The organism is Streptomyces sp. NPDC051133, assembly GCF_040682635.1.
GTDB lineage: Bacteria > Actinomycetota > Actinomycetes > Streptomycetales > Streptomycetaceae > Streptomyces.
Genome location: NZ_JBFBBK010000093.1, coordinates 3,686 through 14,861, shown reverse-complemented (window position 1 = coordinate 14,861; position 11,176 = coordinate 3,686). Strand labels below are relative to the sequence as shown.

Sequence of the window (11,176 nt, the reverse complement as noted above, 5' to 3'; positions counted from 1 at the left end):
GAAGCGCAGCGCCAGGATGTTCTGGACGGTCTCCTTGCCGAGGCCCGTCCGGGAGAGCGAGCCGTCTGCCGCGCGCCGTCCCCCGGCACCCGGTGCCGGGGCCGGCGGACCTACGAGCCCGCGCCCTGGAACACGCTCGCGGCCCCGGCACGGACCGAGCCCGCCTCCTCACCCAGGTGACGCTCCATCAGCCCCAGATCCGCCGCCAGGCGGGCCCGGTGCCAGGCGGGGGAACCGAGGAGGTGGGCCGCGCCGTGCGCCCGCTTGAAGTACCGGTGGGCGTCGTGTTCCCAGGTCATGCCGATCCCGCCGTGCAGCTGGATCATCTCCCCGGCCACCGTGGAGAACGCCTCCGAGCAGGCGGACTTGGCCGCCGCCGCGTACCGGGTCAGCTCCGGCGCGCCCTCCGCGGCCGCGACGGCCGCCCCCAGCGCCGCCGAGCGCGCCGACTCCACCAGCACGTAGGCGTCCGCCAGCCGGTGCTTGACGGCCTGGAAGGAGCCGATGGGGCGGCCGAACTGGACGCGTTCCCTCGCGTACGCCACCGTGACCTCCAGGCAGCGTTCTGCCGCCCCCACCTGCTCGGCCGCAAGGGCCGTGCACGCCAGGTCGAGCACGTGCCGCAGCACGCGCGCGCCGTCGCCGTCGTCCCCGACCAGCCGTCCCTCGGCGCGGTCGAGGAGGACGCGGGCCTGTGGCCGGGACGGGTCCACGGCGGTCAGCCGTTCGCGCCGTACGCCGTCGGCGTCCACCCCGACCCGGAACAGGGAGACCCCGGCGTCCGTGCGGGCGGCCACGATCAGCACGTCGGCGTCGGCACCGTCCAGGACATGGTCCTTGGTGCCGGTCAGCCGCCATGGACCGCCCCCTTCCCGGCGGGCCTGCGCCCGTACGGCCCCCGGGTCCCAGGAACCGTCCTCGGCCCAGGCCAGGGCACCGACCGTGCCGCCCTCCGCCAGCGCGGGAAGCAGCTCGGCGTCGCCCGAGGCCAGGAGGGCCTGGGCGGCGAGCACCACGGAGCCGAGATACGGGACGGGGGCGAGGGCGCGTCCCAGCTCCTCCATGACCACGTGGACCTCGAGCGGTCCCCCGCCGGCTCCCCCGGACGCCTCGGGTACGGCGAGCGCCGCCGCGCCGATCTGCCGCGTGAGCGGCCGCCAGGCCTCTGCTCCTGGGTGCCGGGCGAGCAACGCCCTTACGGCCGACCGCAGTTCCCGCTGTTCCTCCGTCAGTCTCATCTGCCGCTGCCTCCGTGGCGCTCTGCTGGGACTCCGCCCACTTGACGTGCGGGTGCGAGGGGTATCCAATCACAGGTGTTCCTACTAGGCATATACCTAGTAGGAACACTCACTAGCCGCTGCGCCGGCAGGAAACCCGGCCACCGCGCCGGCAGGAATCTCAGGAGGACGCATGACGACGCTCACGCCCCGGATCCCCTCGTCGTCCGCCGCGCTCGACGACGCCGGCCTGCGGGAGGTGATGAGCAGCTTCTGCACCGGCGTCGCGGTCGTCACCGCGGCACAGCCCGACGGGCGGCCGGCCGGCATGGCCGTCCAGTCCTTCTCGTCGGTGTCGCTGGACCCGCCCCTGGTGTGCTTCTGCCCGGCGCGCACCTCGTCCACCTGGCCGAAGATCCGTGCGGCCGGGCGGTTCGCCGTCAACGTGCTGTCGGCCGGCCAGCAGCGGCTGTGCCGGCAGTTCGCCGTGACCGGCGGGGACAAGTTCACCGGGGTCGACTGGCGTCCCGGCCTGAACGGCGCGCCGCTGCTCGACGGGGCGCTCGCCACGGTCGAGTGCGAGCTGGCGGACACGTTCCCCGGAGGCGACCACGTCATCGCGCTGGGCAGGGTGACCGCCCTGGCCACGGCGGACCGTACCGGGGACACCGGTCCGCTGCTGTACTTCCGCAGGACCTACGGGCGCTTGCGCTCCAGCTCGTCGAGGTCGGCCAGCATCGCGTCGGCCAGGTCCCGCTCCGAGGCGTAGTACCGCTCCGCCCACTTCAGCGTCAGCACGGGGTACGCCCACGCCTGCTCGGCGCGACCGCCCTCGGCGTCGGCCTCGGCGCGCCGCCGCATGGTCTCGGCGTACTCCCGGTGCCGTGCGAGCACGTCACGCATCTGCTCGGGCTCCAGCAGGTGGCCGAGCCACAGTCTCAGCATGACGCCGTGCTTGAGCACCGGCGGTTCCACCGGCGACTCGCGCGCCCAGGTGCGGACGGCGTCCATCCCCTCGTCGGTGATCCGGTAGACCTTCTTGTCGCGGTTGCCGGTCTCCTGCGCGACCATCCGCGCGGTGACGTACCCGGCCTGCTCCAGACGCTTGAGCTCGCTGTAGATCTGGCTGAACGACGGGCTCCAGTAGAAGAAGCGCAGCGACCAGTCCGCCCACTTCTTCAGGTCGTAACCCGACAGCTCCTCACCGAAGGAGAGCAGTCCCAGCACCGCCCAGCCGGTCGCCGGGAGGGCCGGGCGCTCCGCGTCGCCGCCGCTCTTCGCACCGCTCATCCTCTGCTCAGCCACAGCGGCAGTCTACGGAGCCGGTCCGGGCCGTCCCGCACCGCACCTGTGTGTCCCCGGGTGCGGTGCGGGCGGCTCGTACGCCGTGCCCCACGGACGTCAGGAGACCGCGACCGCACTCCAGGCCGCGGCCACGGTGGCGTACTCGGGGCCGGTGGCGCCGTAGAGGTCCTTCGCCGCGTTCAGGGTCGCGGTGCGGGCGCCCTTGTAGTCCGTGGTGGAGGTCATGTAGACGGTCAGCGCCCGGTACCAGATGGCGGAGGCCTTCTTGTTGCCGATGCCGGTGACGGTGGTGCCGTTGCAGGTGGGGCTGTTGTAGGAGACGCCGTTGACGGTCTTGGCGCCGCTGCCCTCGCTCGCGAGGTAGAACCAGTGGTTGCCGACGCCCGAGGAGTAGTGCACGTCGAGGCGGCCGACCGACTTCGACCAGCAGTCGGCGGAGCGGCCGTCAAGGGACGGCTTGTCGAAGCGGCGCAGCCACGGCGGGGTGGACTGGTCGCTGAAGAGGTAGTCGGGGGTGTCGACGGGGTTGTTCGCGTACCACTCGACCATGGTGCCGAGGATGTCGCTGGTGGCCTCGTTCAGGCCGCCGGACTCACCGCTGTAGCGCAGGTTGGCGGTGGCCGAGGTGACGCCGTGGGTCATCTCGTGGCCCATGGTGTCGAGGTCGACCTGCTCGGGGTCGGTGGTGCCGTCGCCGTCGCCGGTCATCATGCAGAAGCAGGTGTCCGACCACTGGGCGTTGTCCCAGTTCGTGCCGACGTGGACGAAGACGGTGGCGCCGCGGCCGTCGTTCTTGATGCCGTTGCGGCCGAAGGTCGCCTTGTAGTAGTCGAACGTCTCCGCGGTGTTGGCGTGCGCGTCGACGGCGGCGGTGGCGCGGTCGGTGGAGAACTTCCTGCCGTCGCCCCAGATGTCGTCGGCGTCGGTGAACACGGTGCCGGAGGTGCTTTTCAGGGACGAGGACGAGAGGTTGTGCGCGTCCTTGGTGATGTGCCCGCGCACCGGGTCGATCAGGGCGAAGGTGCCGTCGGCCTGCTGGGTGGTGTCGATGGCGACGTCGCCGGTGTACTCGGAGTGGCCGGTGCCGGTCGCCTCGTGCTCGGCGTCGTAGTTCTCGATCGCCGCGCCGGTGGTGGCGTCGGTGACGAAGACCTCGCCGTGCGGCTGGCCCTTGTCGCCCAGGCCCTGGACAGTGGTGCGCCAGGCCAGCCGGGGGGTGCCGTCGGCGGCCCACACGATCAGCTCGGGGGTGGACTTGGCGTTGCTCACCAGCCCGTGCGCGCGCTTCAGCGCCTTGGCCGCGGTGCCCCGGGCGTCGAGGGCGGGAGTGACGGACCCCAGCGCCACCTTGTGGGCCCTGGCGCGGGTGGATCCCTTGAACGAGCCGTCGGCCTTCTGGTGGACGACGAAGTCGCCGCCGACGACGGGGAGGCCGCGGTAGGTCCGTTCGAAGCGGACGTGCTGCGTTCCGTCGGCGTCGATCACGACGTCCTTGACGTGGAGTCTCTGGCCCGCGCCGAAACCGAAGGTGTCGGCGTGCCGGGTCACGTTCGCCTCGGCGTGGGATATCGCCGTGCCGCGGACGGAGGTCGCGCCCTGCACGGCGTGGGGCTGCGAGTGCGCGGGTACGGCCATCGCCGTGGTGATGACGCCTGCGGCTACCATCGCGGAAAGGGCAAGAAGAGGACGGGACATGACGTGGGGATTCCTTCGCTCGTCGTGGGGTGACGACGTCCTGGGACGTTGACGCGAAGTGTTCAGTAGGTGACATGTCCCTGACGCGACTTCATCTGGGATATAACCGCGGAGCTATAGGGCACGGGGGCCCGTGGTGAGGCAGGTCAACTGCCCTCGTCCAGGGCGAACTCCCGGCCCCCGTCCTCCCACCAGGCCAGATACTGCGGTCGCTCCCCCACAAGCGAAAGATAGGCGGCCAGCAGGCGCTCGCACGCCGCGTCGGCGAGCTCGGGCGGAACCGAATCCGTGTTCCAGGCCAGTACCAGCCGCCGGTGGAACGGGACGTCCACGAGCGGTCGCTGCACGGTACCCCGGGCGGAGACGTCGGCGGTCGGCCATACCCCGCAGACGGCACGCCGACCGGCGACCAGGATCTGCGCCACGGACAGGTCCGACGTCACATGGGCGATGCGCGGAGTGAAACCCGCCGCCTGACAGGTGAGATGGAGGTACGCGTGCACACCGCTCTCGTCGGCCTCCGGCATCACCCAGTCCTCCCCCGCCAGCTCATGGAGAGCGACCGACTCCCGGCACGCCAGCGGGTGGTCCTCGGCGAGCAGGACGAAGACCGGCTCACGGAGCAGTGTGCGCGTCGCCACCGACTCGCCGACCGAAAGGGGGAAGCCCGGGAACTCGCCGAACACGGCGATGTCGCATTTCGTCAGGCTCAGCGACTTCACCAGGGTGTGCACGGACCGGCGGGCGTCTATGGTGAGCCGCCGCTCCGGGGCGAGTTCGAAGAGGGCGGAGACCAGCAGGGACACCAGAGGGCCGGCGGTTCCGCCCGCCTTCAGCGGGGCAGTGGCCTGCCGGTCCGCCTCGGCCGCCGACCGTGCGTACTCGCGCAGCCGGTCGAAGCCGACGACGAGGTCACGGGCGCAGCGCAGGACGTACTGACCGTTCTCGTTCGGCTTCACCCCGTCGGCACTGCGGATGAAGAGCGGGCCGCCCAGCTCCTGTTCGATCCGCTTCAGCTGAGCGCTCGTGGCCGGCTGGGAGAGCTGCAGGCGTGCGGCGGCGCGGCGGATGCTGCCGGCCTCGGCGACGGTGAGCAGGATACGGAGGTGCCGGAACTCGAGGTGCAAGAACGTTCCCTCCCTTTCAAGGACAGACGTAGGTGAAGCTCGCCTTCGCCTCCATCGGGGACGGCCGGTGCGCGATCCGCAGGCGGGCGGTGCCCCGGAAGCGGCCCGAACCGCGTACCGTCCAGCGCAGGTGCACCCTGACCTGGCGCTCGCCTCGGGGGGCGGTGCGGATCAGCTCGCCCGAGTCCTGACCGTCCGCGCGCAGCCACCGGTAGGTGACGGGGCCGCCGTGCCCGTCGGTGGTGACGACGCCGGTCAGGTCGGCCGTCTGACCGCAGTGCAGCGGCCCGGCGGGGGCCTGGACCCGGACGGCGAGGACCTCGGGGGCGGGGGCCGGGCGCAGCAGCAGCCAGATCAGGACGGCGGCGATCGCGACGACGGCGGTGGTGACGAGCCGGCCCCGGCGTCCGCGGCGCGAACGCGGGGAGGTCGGCGCCACTGCCTCGGTCCGCCATCGGGCACGCAGGACGTCCTGCTCGTCCACGGGCACCCCGGGCCCGAACCGGAGCAGGACCTCACCGGCGTCCTCCCCCGCCGTCACCGGGGGCAAGGTGGCCCGGTTGCGCTTGCCGAGGACGGTCGCCTGGGTGTCCGGGGCGCCGGCACGGCGTGCGCGGCCGACCGTGGTGACCTGACCGGCGAGGGCCGAGGGAGGAGGTTCCGGGACGGACAGCGGGGGCCGCCGGCCCGGACCTGCGGCACTGTGGGCGTCGGCCGCGGGGGCGAGTTGGCCGGCTGTGGGTGCAGGGTGGGCTGAGCGGTCGGGTGTGGGAGCGGGGTGTTGGGGGGTGGCGGTGGGGGAAGGGCGGGACGAACCGTCGGCTGCCGGAGCAGCTTCCCCGGAAGCTGCCGTGGTCGAAGGGCGGGGCAAGCGGTCGGCTGCGGGAGCAGAACTCTCGTGGGCGGCAGAGGGCGAGGTGCCGGACGAACCGTCGGCCGCTGAAGCAGCATCCTCGGGGACCGGGGTGGTCGAAGCACGGAGCGAGCGGTCGGCTGCGGGAACAGGACTCTCAGGGGCGACAAAGGGCGAGGTGCCGGACGAACGGTCGGCTGCGGGAGCAGGACTCCCGGGGACGGCAAAGGACGAAGGGCCGGACGAACGGTCGTCTGCGGGAGCAACGTCCTCTGGGGCCGCGGTGGTCGAAGAGCGGGGCGAACCGTCGGCTGCGGGAGCAGGGGGCTCGGGGGCGGCTGGGTGCGGGGTGGGGGCGGTTGTGGTCGGCGTCGGGTGACGGTCCGTTCGTGGGGACGGGCCGTCGGGGGCGCCGGCGACGGACGGTGCCGGTGTCTTCGGCGGCGCGAACCGCGGGGTCGACGCGGTCGCCGCCGCGCGGAGCGGCGTGCGGCGCAGGAAGTCGGCCGGCAGCGCCGCGCGCCCGGCGACCAGGACGGCCCGGGCCGCCGCCAGGCCCTCCGACTCGGCGGTGGCGGAGCAGCGGGCGAACAGATCCGCCGCAGGGGTTCCGGGCCGCGTCCAGGCGGCGCCGAGGGTGCGGGCCAGAGCGGCCCAGGCAGCGGCGCCGACCGCCTGGCGGTCCGCGTGCGGCGCGTCGCCCGGCACCGTCACGGCTGCCGCGTCGCCCAGCACGCCGCCCAGCCCCGTCTCGGCCAGCAGGGCGACCCCGTCCGGGGCGATCACGACGGTGTCGAGGCCCAGCGAGCCGTGGGTCAGGCCTGCCGTGTGCAGGGCGAGCAGGGTCTGGGCGGTCTCGTTGAGGACGCTGCCCACGCTGCCCGCGTCCGGGCGGGGACCGTCGGCCGACGACAGGACGTCGGCGAGGGTGGGGGCCGGTGGCCGGACGGTGAGCAGCCACACCTCACCGGCCTCGGCCACGAGGTCGACCGTGCCGAGCAGCCCGGGCAGCCCGAGCTTCGCCGTGGCGAGGACCACGGCCGCCAGGCGCTCGCGCGTACCCTCGGGCGTGAGCAGAGCCCGGTCGACGCGCAGTGCGCCGAGGGTGCGCTCGCCGGCCCGGGCGGGGAGCAGGGCGTGCCAGGTGCCGTGCCGCGCGTGCCGTGACCAGCCGGACAGGGGCCGGCCGGCCACTGTGGTGGCTGTCGTCATGTCGATCCGTTCTCGTCGGACGGCGTTCAGCACGGCGGTGCGTCCAGGGAGGCCGTCTGGGGGCCGTCGGCGGCGGCCGGGTCGCTGCTGAGTGTCACGCCCCAGGTGCCCCGGCACGGGTGGTTGGAGAAGTCCGCCTCGAAGGTCAGGTCGTACCGGGTGCTTCCGGACAGGGGCTGCGACTGGGAGCCGTACGGGTCCGCGGGTGTGTCGACGTAGTAGTTCGCGGTGACGGTCAGTGGACCGGTGCCCGTCGTCTCGACGGTCACCGCCGCGACGAGCGTCCCCGGTCTCGGCCCGCGCTGCCACGAGCCGATGGTGAGGGTGACGGTGCCGGGTGTCGCCGGGCCGGGGGCCACGGTGGTCGGGGTCCCGGCCGGTGGGGTCGGCTCCGGGGAAGCGGGGGGCGCGGCCGACGGGCCGTCCGAGAGGCCGCCCGAGGGGCTGTCCGAAGGGGTGGCCGGGGGTGAGGTGCCGGCCGTGGGCGTGGGACTGCCCGACGAAGTGGCCGGGGAGGCTGAAGTACCCGGTGAAAGAGGTGAGTTGGCTGGCGCCGGGGTCGAACTCGCGACCGTCGTCGACGTGTCGTGCGGGCGGCCCGCCGCATAGGTCGCTCCGCCCCCGACGACCGCCAGCGCGGCCACCCCGCCGGTCGCCACCTTCCATCCCCCGCGCTTCAGCCGACCCAGCAGGGTGAGTGCGGTGGCCGGGCCGTCGAGCGTCGCGGTCGTGGCGAACGGGAACAACAGGGCGAGCAGTGCGGCGAGTTCGGCCAGCCGACGGCGGCCGCGCTCCTCCCAGCCGGCGCCGTAGGCTTCGGTGGCGGCCCGTTCCAGGTCGACGAGGAACGTCTCGACGCCGGGCCGGTCCGCCGGGTCCTTCGCCAGGCCGGCGCGCAGCAGCACCCGCACCAGCGCGGGTACGTCGTCCAGCGGGGCCGGTGCGCGCAGGTGCTGCAGACGCAGCGCGGACACGTCGTCGCCGGGGAACGGCCGTCGGCCGGTCAGGCACTCGAAGAAGACCACGGACGCCGCGTAGACGTCGGCCGGCGGGCCGACGGGCTCACCGTTCCACTGCTCCGGCGCCATGTAGGCGGGCGTGCCCGCGGCCTCGGTCTCCCGGCCGCTGCGCACCGCTATGCCGAAGTCGACGAGCGCGCTGGTGCCGTCGGCACGGACCAGCACGTTCTCCGGTTTGTAGTCGCGGTGCACCACCCCCGCCGCGTGGGCCGCACCCAGCCCCAGCAGGGAGCCCTTGAGCAGGACGAGCGCGGTCTCCGGGCCGGTCGCCCCGTGTCGGCGCAGCAGCCCGCGCAGGCTGACGCCGTCCACCGCCTCCATCACGATCGCGGCACCGGCGCGTGCCTCGACGTACTCGTACAGCCGCACCACGCACGGGTGCCGGAGCTCACCGAGCAACCGGGCCTCGGCGCGGAAGCGGACCAGCAACTCCCGGTCCGCGCGCAGGTGTTCGCTCAGATACTTGACGGCGACGGGCACGCCGGTCGCGGTGTGCCGGGCGAGGACGACCCGGCCGCCGGCTCCCTCGCCGAGCGTCCGCACCGCCTCGTAGCCGGGGACCGCCCAGCCGTCGTCGGTGTGCGTGTCCTCGGTCATGCCGTCCCCTCCACCGGCGCGGGGAGCCCGGCGCCCCGCGGTACGACCTGCGCGTCCCGCCGGCGCCGTATCCGGCGCAGCAGCCACCGCAGCGGCGCGGACCACACCGGGAAGGCGATCAGGGCGACCACTGCCGCCTCGATCACCGTGGTCCACGGCTCGGCCAGCCGGCCGGCGAGCAGGTCGCCGATCCGGGAACGCCAGGCCAGCAGGGCGAGGCCGAGGAAGCCGTAGGTGCCCACGACGACCGCGAGGCCGTAGGCGGCCAGGCCGGCCTGACGCGGGCCGGGCCGGTTGCCGGCGCGCAGGTCCCGCCACAGGCCCGTGCGGAAGTAGGCGCTCGCCTCCTCACGCAGCCGGGGCACGCGCAGGGCGTCGGTGAGCGCCTGGTAACCGTCCAGCGGCATCAGCGGGTTGAAGTTGTAGAGGGTGTTCAGGTAGAGGCCGAAGGCCAACTGGTAGAGGACGGCCGAGACGGGTCCCGCGGGCAGCAGGGCCGCGCCCGTGGCGCACCAGCCGGCCAGCGCCGCCGTGGACAGCGGCCCGGACAGGGCCACCACGACCCGTGACCAGCGGGAGCCGAACCACATGTCGCTGGTGTCGACGAACGCGAACGGCATGCCCATCATCAGCAGGAACCCGCCGCGCCTGACCTTGCGGCCGTACGACTTCACGGCCAGCGCGTGCGTGAGCTCGTGGACGAGCAGCGCGGTCACGTATCCGGCGGCCAGCAGGACCGGGCCCCACACGCCCGCTCCGCCGAAGTCCAGCAGGTGGTGGCGGCCCTGCGCGGCGAAGAACGCGACGAGGCCGCCGGCCACCGACAGCCAGGCGAGCAGCACTCCGGTCCGGGTGAACAGCCGCCAGCCGAACCCCTGGTAGAGCCGGGTCACCAGCCGGTCGAGGCCGGGAACGGACACCTCCAGCTTCAGCAGCGCCCGGTACACGGCACGCGCCGCCCGCCGCCAGCCCGTCGGCCGCTCCTCCTCCGGCCGCCCGGGCAGGCCGCGCAGCAGCCCGGCGTCCGCGAACGCGGCCAGCGCGGACTCGATGCGGGGCAGGGCGAGTTCGCCGAAGCGGTCGGCGTACGCGAACAGCAGGTCCCGAACCGTGTTCTCGCCGTCGACGGCGTGCCAGAGGAAGACCTGGCGCTCGTCCAGCTCCAGATAGCGGCCGGTGCGGCTGCTGCTGAGCACCCAGCGGGGTGCGCCGCGTTCGGTGGGGATCTGCTTCAGGGCCCAGCCGGTGCGGCGGCGGGGGCGCGCGGTGAGCGGGCCGCCCGCCTCCGGGGCCTCTTCCTGTCCGGCGACGGGCAGCTGGGTCAGCTGGGTACCGACGACCATGGTGCGGGAGCCGATCCGGTCGTCGCGGGGCTGTTCGAACACCAGGCGTACGTCGCCGACGGACAGCTCGGTGCCGTCGGCGAGGCCGGCCGCCCCGCCGTGCAGGTCGACACCCCCGACCGCGGTGCCGTTGAAGGAGTCCAGGTCTTCGATCCGGAAGCCGTCAGCGGTGCGGACGATGCGGGCGTGGCGGCGCGAGACGCTGGTGTCGGACAGGACCACGTCGTTGTCCTCGCCCCGGCCCAGCGTGGTGACGGGGCCGGTCAGCGCGACGAGCAGCGTGGGTTCGTCGAGGCCGCGCAGCCGGGGCGCGGCGAACGACGTCGGTGCGGCACCCCGGCGCGGAGTGCCGCAGTGCAGGCAGTACGGGAAGTCGCGCCGCACGTGGACGCGGCAGACATGGCAGAGCATTGCGGTGGCTCAGCCTGCGCCGGAACCGCTGAGGAACGTACCGCCGTTGAAGCCGCCGTCCGCGTCGGGTGCGGAGGGCGAGAGACGGGTGGCCATGTCGCCGGTACCGGGCAGATCGATACCGCCGCGCACGGTCGTCCCGGCACGCCCGAGGGTGCCTTCGCGGCCACCACCGCCACTGGGACGGTTGCCGTTCTCCGGATCACCGCCACCTTCACCGCCGCCGCCCTCACCACCACCGTGGCCACCGCCACCACTGGGACGGTTGGTGTTCTCCGGATCACCCCCACCTTCACCGCCGCCACCGCCGCCGCCCTCACCACCACCGTGGCCACCGCCACCACTGGGACGGTTGGTGTTCTCCGGATCACCCCCACCCTCACCGCCGCCACCGCCG

Annotated in this window: 9 protein-coding genes; 2 read left to right on the top strand and 7 right to left on the bottom strand. The window is 73.6% G+C overall.

Annotation, left to right across the window (positions count from 1 at the left end; translation table 11 throughout):
- Positions 1-110: 110 nt before the first annotated feature.
- Positions 111-1,238, bottom strand: coding sequence for an acyl-CoA dehydrogenase family protein (locus AB0N17_RS43570; protein WP_366017244.1), 1,128 nt, complete (start codon positions 1,236-1,238; stop codon positions 111-113).
- 172 nt (positions 1,239-1,410) lie between these two features.
- Here AB0N17_RS43570 and AB0N17_RS43565 point away from each other — a divergent pair, with 172 nt between their 5' ends.
- Positions 1,411-1,986, top strand: a complete 576-nt coding sequence (locus tag AB0N17_RS43565) for a flavin reductase family protein (RefSeq protein WP_366017243.1) — start codon at positions 1,411-1,413, stop codon at positions 1,984-1,986.
- Here AB0N17_RS43565 and AB0N17_RS43560 read toward each other — a convergent pair.
- From AB0N17_RS43560 to AB0N17_RS43535, 6 genes are all read right to left on the bottom strand, one after another.
- Positions 1,914-2,507, bottom strand: a complete 594-nt coding sequence (locus AB0N17_RS43560) for a PadR family transcriptional regulator (protein ID WP_366017245.1) — start codon at positions 2,505-2,507, stop codon at positions 1,914-1,916. The two genes, AB0N17_RS43565 and AB0N17_RS43560, sit on opposite strands and share 73 nt — an antisense overlap.
- A gap of 111 nt (positions 2,508-2,618) precedes the next feature.
- On the bottom strand, positions 2,619-4,187 hold the full coding sequence (locus tag AB0N17_RS43555) for a M4 family metallopeptidase (protein ID WP_366017242.1): 1,569 nt from the start codon (positions 4,185-4,187) through the stop codon (positions 2,619-2,621).
- 176 nt (positions 4,188-4,363) lie between these two features.
- Positions 4,364-5,344 (bottom strand): LysR family transcriptional regulator, encoded by a 981-nt coding sequence (locus AB0N17_RS43550; RefSeq protein WP_366017241.1) that lies wholly within the window; start codon positions 5,342-5,344, stop codon positions 4,364-4,366.
- Positions 5,345-5,360: 16 nt separating this feature from the next.
- Positions 5,361-7,409, bottom strand: a complete 2,049-nt coding sequence (locus AB0N17_RS43545; RefSeq protein WP_366017240.1) for a hypothetical protein — start codon at positions 7,407-7,409, stop codon at positions 5,361-5,363.
- A gap of 26 nt (positions 7,410-7,435) precedes the next feature.
- On the bottom strand, positions 7,436-9,025 hold the full coding sequence (locus AB0N17_RS43540; protein WP_366017239.1) for a protein kinase: 1,590 nt from the start codon (positions 9,023-9,025) through the stop codon (positions 7,436-7,438).
- The gene (locus AB0N17_RS43535) at positions 9,022-10,752 is read right to left on the bottom strand and encodes an FHA domain-containing protein (protein ID WP_366017238.1); all 1,731 of its coding nucleotides are present in this window, start codon (positions 10,750-10,752) and stop codon (positions 9,022-9,024) included. The genes AB0N17_RS43540 and AB0N17_RS43535 overlap by 4 nt, the downstream gene beginning before the upstream one ends.
- Between AB0N17_RS43535 and AB0N17_RS43530 the strand changes: the two genes are divergently transcribed.
- A partial coding sequence (locus tag AB0N17_RS43530) for a hypothetical protein (RefSeq protein WP_366017237.1) occupies positions 10,753-11,176 on the top strand: 424 nt, incomplete at its 3' end.